The sequence below is a fragment of the Luteimonas sp. TWI382 genome, from assembly GCF_039674545.1.
GTDB lineage: Bacteria > Pseudomonadota > Gammaproteobacteria > Xanthomonadales > Xanthomonadaceae > Luteimonas.
Genome location: NZ_JBDJNS010000012.1, coordinates 36,891 through 53,833, shown reverse-complemented (window position 1 = coordinate 53,833; position 16,943 = coordinate 36,891). Strand labels below are relative to the sequence as shown.

Annotated in this window: 12 protein-coding genes and 1 pseudogene; 3 read left to right on the top strand and 10 right to left on the bottom strand. The window is 66.1% G+C overall.

Annotated elements, in window-relative coordinates; translation table 11 throughout:
* Window positions 1-98: 98 nt before the first annotated feature.
* From ABE505_RS09735 to ABE505_RS09715, 5 genes are all read right to left on the bottom strand, one after another.
* Window positions 99-2,441, bottom strand: coding sequence for a DEAD/DEAH box helicase family protein (locus tag ABE505_RS09735; RefSeq protein ID WP_346442133.1), 2,343 nt, complete (start codon window positions 2,439-2,441; stop codon window positions 99-101).
* A complete protein-coding gene (locus tag ABE505_RS09730) occupies window positions 2,425-2,724 on the bottom strand; it encodes a type II toxin-antitoxin system RelE/ParE family toxin (protein WP_346442134.1) in 300 nt (99 codons plus the stop codon). The genes ABE505_RS09735 and ABE505_RS09730 overlap by 17 nt, the downstream gene beginning before the upstream one ends.
* Before the next feature lies 1 nt (window position 2,725).
* Window positions 2,726-3,010 carry a DUF1778 domain-containing protein gene (locus ABE505_RS09725; RefSeq protein ID WP_346442135.1) on the bottom strand — a complete coding sequence of 95 codons (285 nt, stop codon included), beginning with the start codon at window positions 3,008-3,010 and terminating at the stop codon, window positions 2,726-2,728.
* A 72-nt stretch (window positions 3,011-3,082) separates the two neighbouring features.
* Window positions 3,083-4,225, bottom strand: coding sequence for a restriction endonuclease subunit S (locus tag ABE505_RS09720; protein WP_346442136.1), 1,143 nt, complete (start codon window positions 4,223-4,225; stop codon window positions 3,083-3,085).
* Window positions 4,222-5,958 carry an N-6 DNA methylase gene (locus ABE505_RS09715; protein WP_346442137.1) on the bottom strand — a complete coding sequence of 579 codons (1,737 nt, stop codon included), beginning with the start codon at window positions 5,956-5,958 and terminating at the stop codon, window positions 4,222-4,224. Before ABE505_RS09715 ends, ABE505_RS09720 begins: the two co-directional genes overlap by 4 nt.
* A 619-nt stretch (window positions 5,959-6,577) precedes the next feature.
* Between ABE505_RS09715 and ABE505_RS09710 the strand changes: the two genes are divergently transcribed.
* From ABE505_RS09710 to ABE505_RS09700, 3 genes are all read left to right on the top strand, one after another.
* Window positions 6,578-8,209 carry a hypothetical protein gene (locus ABE505_RS09710; protein WP_346442139.1) on the top strand — a complete coding sequence of 544 codons (1,632 nt, stop codon included), beginning with the start codon at window positions 6,578-6,580 and terminating at the stop codon, window positions 8,207-8,209.
* Window positions 8,206-8,802 carry a hypothetical protein gene (locus ABE505_RS09705; protein ID WP_346442140.1) on the top strand — a complete coding sequence of 199 codons (597 nt, stop codon included), beginning with the start codon at window positions 8,206-8,208 and terminating at the stop codon, window positions 8,800-8,802. Before ABE505_RS09710 ends, ABE505_RS09705 begins: the two co-directional genes overlap by 4 nt.
* 398 nt (window positions 8,803-9,200) lie before the next feature.
* Entirely contained in the window at window positions 9,201-11,675 is a 2,475-nt protein-coding gene (locus ABE505_RS09700) for a hypothetical protein (RefSeq protein WP_346442141.1), read from the top strand.
* A 102-nt stretch (window positions 11,676-11,777) separates the two neighbouring features.
* On the opposite strand, the gene ABE505_RS09695 is transcribed toward ABE505_RS09700, so the two are convergent.
* From ABE505_RS09695 to ABE505_RS09675, 5 genes and pseudogenes are all read right to left on the bottom strand, one after another.
* Window positions 11,778-12,122: a DUF3024 domain-containing protein gene (locus tag ABE505_RS09695; RefSeq protein ID WP_346442142.1), complete on the bottom strand. Its 345-nt coding sequence runs from the start codon at window positions 12,120-12,122 to the stop codon at window positions 11,778-11,780.
* A 76-nt stretch (window positions 12,123-12,198) separates the two neighbouring features.
* A pseudogene (locus tag ABE505_RS09690) lies at window positions 12,199-12,698 on the bottom strand (winged helix-turn-helix domain-containing protein); the annotation flags it as partial.
* Window positions 12,699-13,131: 433 nt separating this feature from the next.
* Window positions 13,132-15,333 carry a tetratricopeptide repeat-containing diguanylate cyclase gene (locus ABE505_RS09685; protein ID WP_346442143.1) on the bottom strand — a complete coding sequence of 734 codons (2,202 nt, stop codon included), beginning with the start codon at window positions 15,331-15,333 and terminating at the stop codon, window positions 13,132-13,134.
* Between the two features lie 708 nt (window positions 15,334-16,041).
* Window positions 16,042-16,263 carry a hypothetical protein gene (locus ABE505_RS09680; protein WP_346458274.1) on the bottom strand — a complete coding sequence of 74 codons (222 nt, stop codon included), beginning with the start codon at window positions 16,261-16,263 and terminating at the stop codon, window positions 16,042-16,044.
* A gap of 57 nt (window positions 16,264-16,320) precedes the next feature.
* Window positions 16,321-16,869 carry a YaeQ family protein gene (locus tag ABE505_RS09675; protein WP_346442144.1) on the bottom strand — a complete coding sequence of 183 codons (549 nt, stop codon included), beginning with the start codon at window positions 16,867-16,869 and terminating at the stop codon, window positions 16,321-16,323.
* Window positions 16,870-16,943: the final 74 nt, after the last annotated feature.

Genomic DNA, 16,943 nt, shown 5'->3' with positions numbered 1-16,943 from the left:
CCGGTGTGAACGTCTATCGGACGACCTAGACCCGGCTCATCGACGACAACTATCACCGCGAGACAGGCGCACCGCCATCTCCCCTAGCCTCACCGCGATCATCGAAACAAATGCCCCTGGATATCCACGAACGCGCGCCGGATACTGTCTACACTTCCCAGCGCGCGCTTGGCATCGTTGACCCCGCCGTAACGGATGCGCAGGAAATCGGCAATCTTGGTGCTGGCCAGTTCACCAATGCCGTTACGTTCGTAGTTGCCGAGCACATACTCTAGGAACGATTTCATTTCGCGCTCATATCCGCCGAGGCCTGTAGCCAATGCAGAGCGAACTCGTTGAGACCGCGCCAACGGCACCAGAGTGAATCTCACATAGGCCAACACATCGAAGATGTCGCTGTTGGGTGCGTCAATCAGGCGCCGCATTTCGTTCATCCGATCGCCGTCATAGCCGAGATCTGCAAGACGCTGGATAAAGACTTCCCGACGATCGGGATCGCTCCAGATCGCGCGCAATTCGTCTTCGTTCTTTAACAGCGCGTCAAGGTCCCCGAAGAGCTGCTGCATGAACTCTTGGGCGGTGATCATTCTACCGTCGCTGGACCAGTACGTGGTCGCGGCGATGTAGTGGATGCTGCGTTCGCGGCTATCGGAAAGTTTGACCATGATCCGCTTGGGCGGTTCGGGTTCGCTGATGCCGCTACCAGACGCGCCGAGCTCGCTTTCGTGGGGCGGACGCCGTTTGCGCAGCTCCGACGGATCGTCCGGCGGCAACGGCTCGCCGTCCCACGCCGGGTCGTTGAAGTGCGCGTAGGCCTTAACGAAGTCGTAGATGGTGAAGTAATCCTTGCCCTCGAAGGTACGGGTGCCGCGCCCGATGATCTGCTTGAACTCGATCATCGACTTGACTGGGCGCAGCAGCACGATGTTGCGGATGTTCAGCGCGTCCACACCGGTGGAAAGCTTCTGCGACGTGGTCAGGATGGTCGGCAGGGTCTTCTCGTTGTCCTGGAACTCACGCAGGTGGCGTTCGCCGAGTTCGCCGTCGTCGGCAGTCACGCGCTCGCAGTAGTGCGGGTCGGGGTTGTCCTTGATCTGGTTGATGAAATTGCGCACCCTCGCGGCGTGTTCCTGGGTGGCGCAGAACACCAGGGTCTTCTGGCGCTGCTCGATCTGGTCCATGAACTCCTGCACGCGGCTTTGTTCGCGCTGGTCGATCACCAGCCGCGTGTTGAAGTCGGCCTCGATATAGGTCCTGTCGCGATCGATTTCGCCTGCCAGCACCACGTCCCCCTCGGAGAACCGGTACTCGTCGAGCGTCGAGGCCATCTGCCGCACCTTGAACGGCGTCAAGAAGCCATCGCCGATACCTTCCTTCAGCGCATACGTGTACACCGGCTCGCCGAAGTAGGCGTAGGTGTCGCCGTTGACGTCGCGCTTGGGCGTCGCGGTCAGACCGAGCTGCACCGCGGGCTTGAAATACTCGAGGATCGCGCGCCAAGTGCTCTCGTCACGTGCACCGCCGCGGTGGCACTCGTCGATGACGATGAAATCGAAGAAGTCCAGCTCATAGCCTTCGAACGTGAACTGCGCATCAGCGGATGCGCCCTCCGAGTCGCCACCGCCGGTCATGAAGGTCTGGAAGATGGCGAAGAACACGCTAGCGTTGCGCGGAATGCCGCCCTTCTTCCGGATCTCCTCTGGACGGATCCGGCACAACGCATCCGGCGGGAACGCGCTGAACGCGTTGAAGGCCTGGTCGGCGAGGATGTTGCGATCGGCCAGGAACAGGATGCGCGGGCGGCGCACCGGGCCGCGGCTCAGGTTCCATCTCGAATGAAATAGTTTCCACGCGATCTGGAACGCAATGGAGGTCTTGCCGGTGCCGGTGGCTAAGGTCAGCAGGATGCGGTCGCGGTCATTGGCAATGGCTTCCAGCACCGCTGTGATGGCATTGTGCTGGTAGTAGCGCGGCTGCCATTTGCCACCGCCGGTCTCGAACGGCACCGCGCCGAAGCGCTCGCGCCAGTCGTTGCCGTCCGGGAAACAGCGCAGCCACAGCTGTTCCGGGGTGGGGAATGGCAGGGCGATGTCGCCCTCCGCACCGGTCTGCATGTCGATGCCGTACCAGCCGATGCCGTTGGTGGCATAGGCGTAACGGGCCTTGAGCCGGCCGGCGTAGTCCTTGGCCTGGCCGACGCCGCTGGTGTGGCCCAGCCCGGCCTTCTTGGCCTCGATCACCGCCAGTTTGCGGCCGCGGTAGCTCAGCACGTAGTCGGCCGACAGCGCAGTGCCGCGCTGGCCGCCAGCCAGGATACGGCCGGGGCAGATCAGCTCACGCTGGACCTGCGCGCCGTCGATCACGCCCCAGCCGGCATCGCGCAGCACCGGGTCGATACGGTTGGCGCGGGTGTCGGCTTCGGTTTCAGTCGTCGCGTACATATCCCCCCTCCCGTTGCGCGCGGATCGCCAGCACCAGCGCGGTGTCGATTACCGCAATGTAGCGGTACAGCGCCACATAGCCGCGCGTATCGCGACCGATCAGCAGTTCGCGGCGCTCGTCGCCGCCCGGCCTGCCAATCAGCGGGTTGTCCGCCAGCACGTCCAGCGCGCTGATGATCTGCTCGGCGCGCGCCTGCGCGCCGTCTACCTCGTGGTGATGCAGGTGTTCGACGATCCGATCCAGGTCGTCAAGCACGGCAGGCGCCAGCCGGACCCGCGCCACCTCAGCCGGCCTGCTTCCTGGGCACGGGCCGCTTCACGCGCTTGCCTACCATGCGCTGCTGGAGCCAGCCGCGCGCGTCTTCCCACGCAATGCTCTCGCCGGTCTCCAGGAAATGCGCGTAGCGCTGGTCGGCCAACGCATGGAATTCGGCGCGCCGCTCTGCCAGTTCGGCCTTCTCGGCGATGGCTTCCAGGATGAAGTTGTGCGAGGTGGTGCCGGCGGCTTCGGCCGCCTTGGCGATGCGGGCCTTGAGCGCGTCTGGCAGGCGGATGGTGGTGGTGCTCATGCGGGATTCTCGACGGAGGAGTTCGGGGCAATGTAGCACGGTTGTGACACATGCCATCGATGCCGTTGGCGCTCAGATCAACTGGCCGAAGAAGGCGGCTTGGAGCAGGGATTGGCGGAGGGCGGCGATGTCGGCGAGTTTGGCTTTGTACGCGCTCGAAAGCGTCTTGCACTCTGCCCGCAATTGATCGAGATGGTCGGTGACTCGCTTCTGCTCAGGGATCGGCAAGTCAGGCAGGGCCGTCTCTCGCAGGAGTTTGAAATGCCGCGCATATCCGGTTTGCCTGATCGGCTGACTGCGCAGTCCGTAGTACAGGAACTTCCCCGAGATGCCACGGGACGGCTGAAGCACCTTGGTGCCATCGGCGCCAACCACAAAGTCGAAATCCACGTACTTCAGGCAGCATGTGTGGTCCCCAAAGACGACCACCTCGCTTTTTCGCTCGAGCACCGCTGTAACGTCATTCCAGTAGCCTGAGATGAGGTCAGCCTCCTGCGAAACGACAGGGTAGGCACCCTCGTCAAGATAGTCCTGCCGCTTCAACTTCACCTTCGGCGTCAGCGCTTTGCACAACGCATCGAACGGAAGCATTTCCATCCCTTCCGACGCTTGCTCGAACACGCATCGAAGTTCCGTTTCGAAGAGTGCCTGGGCATCTTCCAGGTTGGCCTCGGCCGTCGCGCGGGCGCGGTCAAGGGCGGCGAAGGCCTGATCCAGCTTCACGACGATGCGTTTCTGTTCGTCTAGCGGCGGCAGTGGAACCTCGAGATCCTCGAAAAACTCCTTCGGCACACGTTTGTGACCTACCGCGCCGGTCATAACCCGCACACCGGCTTGGCGAAAATCATCACGCGACAGGAAGTAGAACAAGTAATCTGGGAGCAACTCGCCCCTGCTTCGCATCACAACGAACTCACTAGAGCCAAAACCGACGCCGCTCTTCAGCCCGGAAGCCACTCCGAGCTTTCCATTCTCGAAGCAGGGAGTGATCTTGGCGCAAAGAACATCTCCATCACCAAAATAGACATACCCATTGACGACGTCATTGAATCGTCGAACCTCTCTGGCTTCGAATCGCTTTTCCAGCTCACCCAAGTCACTCATCGGAACGAACGAAACTTCATCGTCGTCGTTGAGCAAGGACCTGGCGATACTCTTTGGCGGCTTCAGATCACATAGTTCTGATAGCGGCGCAGCTCTCCAGCCACTGCTCACAGCATCCCCCTCACCTGCGCCAGCAGCTTCGCCGTCTCCGCATCCCGCGCCAACATGTCGTCGATGATTTCCTGTGGCGTGCGCTGCGGCGCCGCTTCCGGCGCATGCGGGTTCTTCACCGACAGGTCGCAAGTGGCGAAGTCCACATCGGCCACATCCACTGTCCAGCTCCTCTCGCTACCGGCCTTCGTCTTCTGCAAGGCCACAAACTCGGCCAGATCCGCATCGTTGAGGGGATTCGTCTTGCCCAGCGAACGCCCGGGGTCCAACTGGTAGTACCAGATGTTGCGTGTGGGCGTGCCTTTGTCGAAGAACAGCACCACGGTCTTCACGCCGGCGCCCTGGAAAGTGCCGGACGGGCAGTCCAGCACGGTGTGCAGGTTGCAGCTGGCCAGCAGCTCGCGGCGCAGCTCCACGCTGGCGTTGTCGGTATTGCTGAGGAAGGTGTTCTTGATGACCACGGCGCCGCGTCCACCGGCCTTGAGCTTGCGGATGAAGTGCTGCAGGAACAGGTAGGCCGTTTCCGAACTGCGGATCGGGAAGTTCTGCTGCACTTCGGGGCGCTCGCCACCGCCGAACGGCGGGTTGGCCAGCACGATATCGTGGCGATCCTTCTGCTGGATGTCCATGACGTTTTCGGACAGCGTGTTGGCATGGCGGACGTTGGGCGCGTCGATGCCATGCAGGATCAGATTCATCACGCCCAGCACGTAGGCCAGCGATTTCTTCTCCTGCCCGTAGAAGGTGCGGCGCTGCAGGGTGTCCCAATCCTTAGCGGAGAGATCATCGCGGCGCAGGTGCTCCCACGCCTCGCACAGGAAGCCGGCGCTGCCGCAGGCACCGTCGTAGATGGTTTCGCCCACCTGCGGCTGCACCACCTGGATCATGGCGCGGATCAGCGGACGTGGCGTGTAGTACTCGCCGCCGTTACGGCCGGCATTGCCCATGCGCTTGATGCGGGTTTCATACAGGTCGGACAGCTCGTGCTTGGCTTCAGAACTGCCGAAGCTCAGCGTGTCCACGATCTGCAGCACGTCGCGCAAGGTGTAGCCGGAGCGGAAGCGGTTGGCGACTTCGGAAAAGATCTCGCCGATCTTGTACTGCAGGCTGTCGGCCTGGACGCTGCTGTCCTTGAACGACTTGAGGTGCGGGACCAGCTTACCGTTGACGAACTCAATCAGGTCGCTGCCGGTCGGGGCATTATGGTCGGGCTTGCCGTCCCGTGTCTTCGGCACGGCCCAGTCCTGCCAGCGGTAGGGTCTGGTCAGGATCGGGACGTAGGACCTGCCCTTGAGCGCGGACTCATCAGCCCATTCATGTTCCATGTCGTCCAGGTACTTCAGGAACAGCAGCCACGAGGTCTGCTCGGCGTAATCCAGCTCCGAAGCGAGCCCTTCGTCGTTGCGCATCGCTTTGTCGATGGCATTGAAGGCTTGACTGTAGGAACTGCTCTCGCCGCGGCCGTTGCCAGGCCTGGACTGCGCGCGTTCGCTGCCCGCCTTGGTAGATCCCACCTTGGCTTTCGGTGCCGATCTAACCTTTCCGGCGAGTACCACGGAGCCGCCGCGTCCGCGGCCCGGGACGATCCGACCCTCTTCGATCAGACGTGCCTTGACCCGCTGATAGGTGCCATCCGCCCAGCCTAATTCATTGCGAAGACTGCCGTTTCCGGCCGAGCCGCCACGTTGCTCAAGCATTTGGATGAATCGTTGGGCCTGTGTTTCCAGGGACATCGAGCAGCAACTCCGGCAAACAATCGACAATTGTCGCAGCGAAACGACCCACTGGCATCGCCTCCGTCATCCGCCGGGCTGATCCCATGTGGCGAGCCCGCCTTGGCTCCGAAGACCCTACTTCAGCTTCTGTCCCATGCCGCAGGAAACGCGCCTCCTTGTGCTGCAGGCCGTCAGCCCTTACGCGCCTCGTCCAAACGTGTCCGAAGTCCGCCGACTACATCCTGGGCAGAGACATAACGGCCGGACAGGGATCGATTGCGTGAGCCGATGCCGGGAGCAATGAACGCCTTCTGTTGCTGGCGAAGCCAGACCTGTGCGCGCACGGCCTGCTCGACGAAGCTTCTCAAGGTCTCCCGTTCTCCAAGGACATCAGCCACTTCTTGGCAGAGCGTCGGGGCTAGGTAGAGCGATGGCGGCTTAGCGGCTTTCACACTGACTCATGTAGGGGGCGAGATCGATGCATGATCCCTGAGAGCGCGCTATCCAGCCACTCACCGCCGATTAACAGGCTGCTCGCACGCCGTCTCAACCCTCTCTCCCCCTGGGACACGCCCCAGCTTTCGCCACCCCGCCGCCAGGCTTAGCGTCACAGCATCCCGTATGGAAACGCCGTGTCATGACCACCCTCCAGTCCGCCACCAACACCCTGCTCACCCACTACGACCAGGTGCTTGACGGGCGCACGGGCCTGTCGAGTGTCTTCGGCGGCGGCAATATCCGCCAGGGAGACCTTGAACGCATTGCGCAGGATGCCGACGCGCCGCAGGACCTGCGCGATGCGGCGCAGTTTCTGCTCGACAGCGAGGTGTCGCGCAACTTCCTCGATGTCGGCGCCGGCAAGGGCGGCGCCGATGGCCGGATCAGCCGTGAGGACCTGGAAGCAGCGCTGGAAACCATTGCGTCGGGCGAGTACTACGACGAGTTGCTGGACACGGCAGCCGGCCGCGGCGGGTCGTGGAATCCGTTCGTGCAGGGCGCGCGCGACGGGGAGATCGGCGCGCGGGACATCGAGGCGGCCCTCGCTGATCCGGGAGTACCGGCTGAGGTCAAAGACACGCTCCGGCTGCTGCAGTCCGGCACCGAGGGCCGGCCCGTCGGCGAGGTGCTGGCCGGCATGGATGGCGATGCCTGGGAGGCCGTGACCGCGCTCCAGGCCAGCCCGGCGTTCCAGGCGCTATCGCCAGAGCAGCGGGCGCTGGTCGTGGAGGCGCTGCGCGATGGCGGCGCCCAGGCCGATGTGGCACGCGACCTGCAGGCGCTGATCGGCGATCCGGCCTTCCAGGCGCTGCCTCCGGCGCAGCAGCAGGCCAAGCTCACCGAGTTCGCGGTGTTGCAGTCGCCCGAGTATCAGGCGTTGTCGGCGTCCGACCAGCGGCTGGTGCGTACGGCGCTGGAGGGGCGTGACGCCGATGACACCGCCCTGCCAGGCGCGCTGAAGTCCCTGCTCGAAAGCGGGGACTTCCAGGGCCTGGGCGCTGCCGAGCAGACGGCGGTGTTGAGTCAAGCGGCCAACTATCCCGACGGACGCTCGGTGGCGAACATCGAACGGCTGCTGGCGAAGGACTGGTTCCAGGGTTTCGACCTCGACGACAAGCAGCGCACGCTCAAGGCGATCGCGTACATCTCGCAGAACGATGCGGGCGATGCGCAGATCAACGCGAATACGCTCGACCATGTGCTTTCGCCCGATTCGGACATCGTGTTCGCCTGGGACGACAGCTTCCGCGGCGATATCAACTCCAGTGGCGGCCTGTACGGGACGGCCGGCAACGGCACGATCACGTTCAACGCCAACATGGTCAACGCCGGCAATGGACCGCTGACCGAGACCTACAACTCCAAGCACGTGGTGCTGCACACGGTCGCCCACGAGGTGAACCACATCCTGGCCGGCGACCGCGTCTCCAACACCTTCGAATACCTGGAGCAGGAGTACCGGGCCTGGTACACGGGCTTCAAGGCGGAGTTCGGGCGCGAGCCGACGAACGCCGAGGCGATGGACCGCTGGCAGAACCAGATCACCGGCGGCTACCGCGCAAGGTCGGAGGCCGCGATCGACAGCAGCCCCGAGGAGGCATTGAAGTTCGCCGAGCAGTTGTCATTGATGACCGGCGTGCCGGTGCCGGAGAATGCGACGCATGACGAGCTCAAGCAGTACATTCAGGACCAGGTGGATCTGCCGTCCTCGCAGTACGCCGATCCCACCGGTGATGCGCCGGTGCCGCCCGGCAATATCGACAACGCATGACCCCGCCTGATATGGCCAGGACGCTCGGCTCCGCCCTGCTCCTGGCGCTCGCCACCACCGCCTGCGCACGGGATACGACCATGGACCACACCGACCGACACGATGCCTTGCTCGAGGCGGCCACGGCTGCGGGCACGCACGGCGAGGACATCGAGATCCTGCGCAACACGCGGCTCAATCATGCCGGCTGCCAGTTCCACACCGCGCTCGTCAAGGACCGTTTCGATGCGCCTGAGCGGGCGCTCGCCACGCTGCCCGACGGCACGGTCGTGGCGGCAGGCGACGCCGCGGGGCTGGCCCGGTTGCTCTCGACCTGCGGTGCGGACGCACCGGCGGACTGGTGGGCGGACGTGGTGGCGCGCTTCGCCGATGCCGTCGAGGGCAAAGCGGTGCACGCACGCAACGCGGCCGACATCGAGGCCATCGCCGCGCTGGGGGGCGCCTACGCAGCGCCGTCGCTCGAACGCACGGGCGCCGGGGCGGTGCTGCGCTTCGTCGCGATCGCTTACGAACCCACGCGCGCGGCCGAGGTCGTGGCGCGGCTGCAGGGCGATGCCGCCATCGAGGTGACGGCGACGCCTGTCGCGCGCTGAGGCACGAGGCGGACGCCCTGCCCCCCCTCAGTACGCGACCACAGCCGCCGATCGTCCCCCATGTCGGCGCGTAGCTGCTTGGGGCCACCCGGATGCCGTCAGGGAGCGCCTGCAGCACAAGCTCGATGCAGCCCAGGCATCTGACAAGTAGCGAGCGCAACAAATGCAGATCGTTGTTCGTCCTGCATAGGGGCGCAGAGCCGACGCGGCGCTTGACGCCCTCCGGCAAGTGTCCGGCTCGATATCGCGACCGACACCGAGCCATCACCTCGCGGGACGGGTCCCCTGTGCCATCGACGTTGGAGCAGCCCGGCCCTCACCCAGGCCGGGCTGCCCCCACCCGCCCGAGGGGCAGTATGCTGACCCTCCACATCGCTTCGCATCCTTCCGCCGCTCTGATGTCCGCACCGCTCTACCGCCTGCGTCTCCGCCTCAACCATGTCGCGCCGCCTGTCGAACGCATCTGTCTGGTGCCCGCCGATCTGTCGCTGGCCCGGCTGCACACCGTCATCCAGGTCGTAATGGGCTGGCAGGACGAACATCTGCACGAGTTCTCTGTTGGCAACGGGCGAAATCGCCAGCGCTTCGGCCCGCGCCTGCAAACCTTCGGTTTCGGCCCACCGCCGCTGAGCGAGGCGGCGCACACGCTGTCACAGATCGCGCCGCATGCCGGCAGCCGGTTCGGGTATTGCTACGATTTCGGCGACGATTGGCAACACGCGATCGTGGTCGAGTCCGTGGACGCGCCTGCACCGACCACGGTCGCCTTGCATTGCCTGGGCGCGACGGGCGCCTGCCCACCGGAAGACTGCGGCGGCCCGCCAGGTTATGCGCACTTGCGCGATGCGCTGGCTGATCCCGATCACGAGGACCACGACGATCTGCGCGAATGGCTCGGCGAGGGGTTCGACCCGGATGCCTGCGATGTCGAGGCGATCAATGCCGCACTGGTCAAGCTTGCGCGGCGCTGGAAGCTGCCGTCGGTCACTGAGAACGCGGCGAAGGCCCCGAGCGCGGAACGGTCTGCGAACACGACCCGCGCCGCCTCGCAACCGCTGATGCTCGATCCGGCCTCGGCCCAGACGTTCATCCAGACTTACAAGGCGGTCCTGCTGCAGATCGGCGGGCCGCCGCCCGACGGCGATGCCTTCCACCAGCATCTGGTCGATGCGCGCGCGCGTCTGGTCCGCGAGCCGGCGTTGCTCGAGACCGCGATCAAGACGCTGCGCAAGGCCGGCACGGCGCTGGACGCCGAGTTGCTGCACGCAATGCGAGCGCTGCACGTTCAGCGCTGGGTCTACCTGCGCGACACGCGCAGCCATTCGATTTTCATCGATCCAGAAGGCGATGTCGCCTACGGTGTGCTCGGCCTGACCCAACGGCTGCGCGACATCACCGGCGGTTCCGGCTTATTCGTCGAGACGGCGGTACTGCCCTATCGCGGCATCCTGGTCTGCGATTCGCTGCTGTTGAGCAGCGCCTGGCTCGGCCCGGACTTGCGCCGCAGCTACACCACCACACTGTCGCAGTTGCGTGCGCAGGGCCGCTACGCCAACGATGCGCTGCTGCCGCCATCCGGACGCGCCGCTGCGGCGCCGGGGCCTGAGCCGTCCAAGCCACAGGCGACAGCATCGGCCAAGGCATCGCACGGCGCGGCCGCATCGCCCCACTCGAGTGGCCATGCACTGGTCGCGCTCGCCACGCCCGGCCCGGCTCCCACGCGCGAGCAAAAGACCTTCGCGCGCCTGGTCGGGCAGATCGAACGCAAGCGCACCGAACTCACCGACTGGCGGGCGTGGCTGGACACCTATGCCGAGCGCATGACCGCTGAGTACGCGCCGCTGCGGCGGCAGCAGTACGCGGCCGAGGTCGAGCTGGTACGCCGCCTGGACGCCGCACTCGCATCCGATGCACAGCCGCAGTTGCGCAAGGCGCAGCGCGACACCCTGCGCACCTACCTCGGCGAGCGCGCGCTCGAACTGCTCCAGATCCACGACGGCCCGGACGAGGCGGAACTGGCCGCACTGCTGCGCAAGCACACCGGCGACGACATCGAGGCACTGCGCGACCATGACCGGGTATTCGAGAAGGCGATGGCCGAAACGATGCTGGGCGGGCTCTTGGGCGATGACGTGGTCGATGGCCACGAGGGTGAGGACGCGCAGAGCCTGTTCGAACACGTCCAGGCGCGGCTACGCGAGCGCGAGGCCGAGCAGCAGGAAGCCGAGCCGGTCGACGGACGCACGCGGGCGGCCGCCGAGCGTCGGGCACAGGCCGAGCGCGAAGCCAGCCAGTCGGTCAAGGAGATCTTCCGCAAGCTGATCGCCAGCCTGCATCCCGACCGAGAGCCCGATCCTGCGCAACGTGCGCGCAAAACCGAGCTGATGCAGCAAGTCAACCGCGCCTACCGCGCCAACGACCTGCTGCAGCTGTTGACCCTGCAACTGCAGATCGAGCAGATCGACGCGGCGCACATGGCCGCGCTGCCGCCAGCGCGGCTCAAGCACTACAACGCGGTCCTGCGCGATCAGGCGCAGGCCCTGGACGGCGAGCTCGACGCCCTGCTGTATCCGGTGGCGATGGAGATGGACCTGATCGGTGCCCGGCCTCGCCGCAGCGAGCTGGAACGTGCCTTGCGGATGCGCATCGCCCAGTGCCGGCAGTGGTGCCAGGAAATCCAGGACGAGATCGATGCACTCGGCGATGCGCGACGCGTGGACACGTTGACCCGCAGGCTGCAGGCGCGTTTCCGCGCCGAGGAACGGGAGGCTGCAGCCGAGTTGGCACAGTTCGAAACCTTGTTCGGTCTGTCGGGCGGCTTGGGGCTGGACACGCAGCGCCCCGGCCGTGGCCGCAAGCGCAAACCGCGCTGAGGCGCCACCACGAGCGCAGGAGCGCGCCATGACGCCGCTATCGGCGTTTCAGACCATGGTGGTCGCGCGATGCCGACACGCCGCGCCAAACGAGGGTCCGCTTCACCCCCAGAAGCATCCGAAGCGGTCGGCCTCGATTTCCTCGAGCACTGCCTCCAGGGTCCTGGCCTCGGGTAAGGGGTCGTAGCGATGCCATTTCCCGTCGGCACGCATCCAGTAAAGCCGCCAGAGCCGGCGGCTCTTGACCCAGGTAGTACGGGCCACAGGGTTCTCGATGGTCTCGCCCGGAGCGCCTTGCCAGCGCGCCCGCACTTCGAACACCTCGAACCGATGCCCCTCGCGCCGCCAGGCCAGGTCCAACTGCGGGCGGAGATGCGGTGGCGGGCGTTTGCGTTCCACGAGACCGGCCAGCAGCCGCTCGACACGGTGGATCTCGAACTCGCTCATCGTCATGCACACAGGTTGCCTGCAAAGCCGCTGGCTGCCAAGAGGCGCGCGGTCTCCAAACTCACTGCACGCAAGCGCCACGCCTATCCTCCAACCCCGTCTCGTCGCCCCAGTGAATCTCGGTACTCTCGGCCTTCGCGCGCTTGGCGATGGCCGGATATTCATCGTCCAGCCAAACCCTCACCGCCTGCGGCGATTGCTCATAAGCACGCCGAATCGGCTTCTGTGGCGTGAATCCCCAACACGCCAGATACTTCACCGCAGGCCGGCTCCACAGCGCGAAAACCATCTTCAGCTGCTCGGGCCGACGCTCGCAGATCAGCCGTTGGATGTGCTCTTCCTGCCCGGTGCTCAACCTGCGTTGCTCGCCTGCCTTGCGCCCGCGTGTGCGCCGTACCAGCGACTTCGGCCCACCAGCTTCGTACCGGTCGATGATCTTGCGGACCGCTGAGTAGCTCAGCCAACATCACGGCCAATCAGCCTTTTGTTGATGCCCCGCTTCCAGCTGCGGATGACCTGCCGGCGACGTTCGTGTTGCTCTGACGGGCTAAGTCGGCGTGCGCCTTCGTTCTCCATGACGCAGTGGACACCACGGGCGGCAGATCGCCCACACTATTTATGGGCCGAATCTACAAGCGCCTTTGCGCCAAAGCCCCCCACAGCGCCCGACAGACCTGCTGGACTCGTCGCCGCTGATGCCAAGTATTCGACTGTATTGAGCTCATCGCTCAACGCCGGGCTCGACAACCTCCATGCAGGCCATCGAAGCCATCGTTCACACCGGTCCCACAGTTCGCACCGGTCGCATTCGTCAGACTCGGGATCCAAACGGCGCTGCGTGCGTTTCAGACCGTATATGGCCTCAGGGTCACAGGTACGATGACAACCGAGACACCGACGGCGTTGAGCGTGAAGCTGCAAGTCGAGCGCGCTTGCAATCAGCAAAGGAGAGGCGTGGCCTACACCTCGGCGTGACAGCAGCCTTGCATCGTCCGCCCTGCCCGCCCCGTTACACCGTCATAGGCGCCACATCCCCCACCAGGCGCAGCCGCCCCCGCGTTTCCAGCAGGTCCACGGCCAGGTCGAGTTCGTCGTCGGCCAGCAGCGGGCCGTCGCCGGCAACGGCATAGCCCACCCAGCGGCCGCGGCCTTCGTGCTTGGCGCGATACAGCGCGGCATCGGCGATACGCAGGCTCAGCGGCCAGTCGCCGCTGCGGCTGGGGTGGGCGGGAAATAGGCTGGCGCCCATCGAGACGCTGAGCACGACGGTGCCGGTGGGGCGCACCAGCGGTTCGGCCTGCAGGCGTTCGCGCAGGCGGCGGAACAGCGCGGGCGCGTCAGCCAACGTGCTGCCGGGGCAGATCCACAGGAACTCCTCGCCGCCCCAGCGGGCGATGACGTCGCCGGTGCGGCCGCAGTCGCACAGGATGTCGCCCAGGTGCATCAGGGCGTGGTCGCCGCCTTCGTGGCCGTGCAGGTCGTTGACGCGCTTGAAGTGGTCGAGATCGAGCAGCGCGACGAGCATCGGTGCCTGCACTTGACCTTGTGTCTGGGCGGCGACGCGCGTGTCCAACCAGGTCTGCACGTAGCGGCGATTGCGCAGGCCGGTCAATGCGTCTTCCTCGCTCTGGCGGCGGATCGCGGCGTTGAGCAGTTCGAGTTCGCGGTGTTGGGCCTCGATCTCGACATTCTTGCGGGCGAGTTCGGCGTTGGCTTGACGGCGGCGGCGGCCTTCGCGCAGCTTCAGTACGACGAAGGTGCCCAGCGCCAGTAGGGCCGCCAGCAGGCCGTAGACGATGCTGCGCTGGCGCTGTTCGCTGGTCTGCAGCGCGGCAAAGGCGACCTGTTCGTCGGCGCGGGCACGCTCGACGGCGGCCAGTTCGCTCTCCTTGCGGGCCAGGCCGATGGCCGATTCGAGTTCGGCGATGCGCGTGCGCGATTCGACGTTCACCGATGCGTCGTTGAGTGCCTTGTATTCGCGCATCAGCGCAAGCGCCTCGCGGTGGCGGCCCAGCACATCGAGCGTGTCGATCATGCGCGGGTAGAGCTCCAGCCGGCGCGGCACGTTGTCGGACTGGGCGAACAGTGCACGCGAGCGCTCGAACGCGACGGCCGCAGCCTCGTGTTCGCCCAGGTCCGCATGGGCGGCGCCGATGTTGGAGTAGACGATCGCGGCATCGCCGTTGTCGCCGGCCCCTTCGATCGCGTCCGCGGCCTCGCGCAGCAGCGGCAATGCTTCACGCGGACGATTGAGGCGACGCAGCACGTTGGCCAGGTTGTTGAGGGCGGCGACGGGCGAGGCGCCCTCGGCGCGGGCGCTGTCGAGCGCTTGGCGGTAGAGCGCTTCGGCCTGGCCCAGGCGGGTGGCGCCTTCGTAGGCCGAGCCGAGGTTGCTGAGGATCTCGGCACGCGGCAGGCCGGGCCGGGGCTTGGCGTCGTAGGCGGCCAGCGCGCGACGGCCGTACTCGATGGCCTTGGGCCAGTCCTGGGCGTAGACGAACACGCCGGTGGCGTTCTGGAGCAAGGCCGGGTCGGCCGGGCGGTTGAGCGCCTTGCCCACGCGCTCGACCTCCAGCAAGGCCTCGATCGCCTCGGGCATGCGGCCTTGCTGGGCGGAAATGATGAAGACGATCTGGTTGGCGTTGTATTCCACCAGGTGCGGGTGCGTGGGCACCTTCAACAGCGCGATGCGCGCCACGCGCAAGGCGTCGTCCTGCGCGCCCATGTTGTAGTAGGACGCGGCGAGCTGCCGCCACAGTTCGGCAAGGTCCTGCTCGCCGCCGAGACGAGTTTCCAGCCGCGCGGTCTCGGTTTCGAGTTCGGCGATGCGCGCGGCATCGCGGGCCTGCCCGATGGCGCCGTTGAGCTTCTTGAGCAGGCGCAGCGTCTGCTCGGGCGTCAGGTGCGCGCCGGTGCGCAGCGCGCTGCCGATCTCGATCACGGCATCGCGTCGGCCGGCGGCACTCGCGGCGTCGACCAGCACCAGGCCCAGCGCGACATCCGGCGCAGCGGCCACGCTCGCCTGCCAGGCGGGCTCGCCGATGCGCAGGGCCGCGGCCGGGTCGCGCGAGGTGAGGTCGGCGACGCAGGCCGGCAGGTCGTCCGGCGTCGTGCAGGATGCGGCGGTGGCCGGGTCGGCGGCCAGCGAGGGGCCCACGGCAGCGAGCAGCCACGGCAACAGCAACGAATGCGAACGGGCGCGATGCGACATGGACAGGTCCCCAGCAAGACACTGGCGCGCTGGCGCTCCCTGGCCGACCGGCGCGCCGCCGTCGATCGCCCTCCCCGGTCTGCGACGCGGTGTCGCATTGCCCGGATGTCTCGTATCGGCAGCGGCTGCCCGACCTGTAGTGAAGATTAAGTGATGATGGTCACGTACGGGAGGTGGAATGCATCACGTTGCGTCCCTCGCGGGGGACAGGCTGGCATCGTGACCAGGCACGGTCGCAGGAAACAGCCGTGCGCCGAGGAAGTCGACCAGCGCGCGGACCTTCGGTGCGGGATGCCGGCTTGCCGGCCAGAGCAGGTGGAACGCCGCCGTCCGCCCGGCATGGAACACGGCGATCGCCGGCGGCGGCCTGATCGGCGGATTACTGCTCGAACGCCTGGGCCCGGGCAGCTTCGTGCCCGCGCTGCTGGTGTTACTGGCGTTTGCGCTGCCGGTGCAAGGCTGGACCCGGCGCGGTGGCAGCAGGGCCAGCGGCGTCGCGGCGCGGTAGGCAAGATGGGAGCTGTTCGGCGGTGGTGCCTGCCCTGGGGTCAGCGCGAGTGCCTATCGACGGCGCAGCGGTTGCGGTTCGCCGGCCGAGCGCATTCGAAATGCCACGCTCGCCGCTAGGACAACACCTGCCAGCACCCGCCCTTGGCCGGGCCGATCCTGGCCAGACGCCCGGCATCGCGCAGCGTGCGAATGGCGCGTTCAACGGCATGTTCGGACTTGCCGAGCCGGGCGGATCTCGAGAAACGACAGTGTCGGCGCCTTGGCCAACACGTCCAGGATGCGGTCCGTCGTTTTCCCCGGCGTTTTCCCCGGCGTCTCTGGTTGGATGGCCTCCTGAAGACTCGTCTCAATCGCGTCGAGCATGAACTCGGAGAAGGACGAACAGTCCGCTTCGCACCCGTTGCCCAGGCTCTGCGTCACCGGCGTGTTGGCATGCGGGAGATGCCGCCCGCGTTCGTTCCGAACCCGACGTGCGCCCTACCCGGTCGGCGCCATCCGTACCCGCGGCGTCAGCGCGACGCTGGCGCGGTCGCTCATCAGCTGCAGTTCGCCATCTTGGATCATCGCGGTCAGGCGCATGCCGCGCTCCAGCAGGCCGACAGCGGCCTCGACGTCGGCCGGGTCGAGATCGAGGACGGTCAGGTTCTTCAGCCGCGCGAGCGCGGCGGCCTGCTTGCTCCACCAGATCTCGGCGCTGCCGCCGCTGTAGTTCACCACGACGACGCTGCGCGCCCGGGCGCAGGCCTTGCGGATGCGGCTTTCATCGGGCTGACCGAGGTCGATCCATTGCTCGGTGTCGCCGGTGTAATCGCGCAGCCACAGGTCGGGCTCTTCGTCGTTGCTCAGGCCGCGGCCGAACTCCAGCCGCTCGTGCGCGTACAGCGCGAACGCGATCAGCCGCACCATCAGCCGGTTCGGGGTCTCCGACGGATGCTGGGCGAGCGTGAGGTTGTGTTCGGCGTAGTAATGCCGGTCCATGTCGCTGACCTGCAGTTCCAGCCGGTAGATCGTCGCGTTGGGCGCCATGCGCAGGCCATCTGGAGAGGAGCGCCATTGTAGGCGCGCGGCGCGGTCGCCGCCGGTCGCGCCGCTGCTGTCTT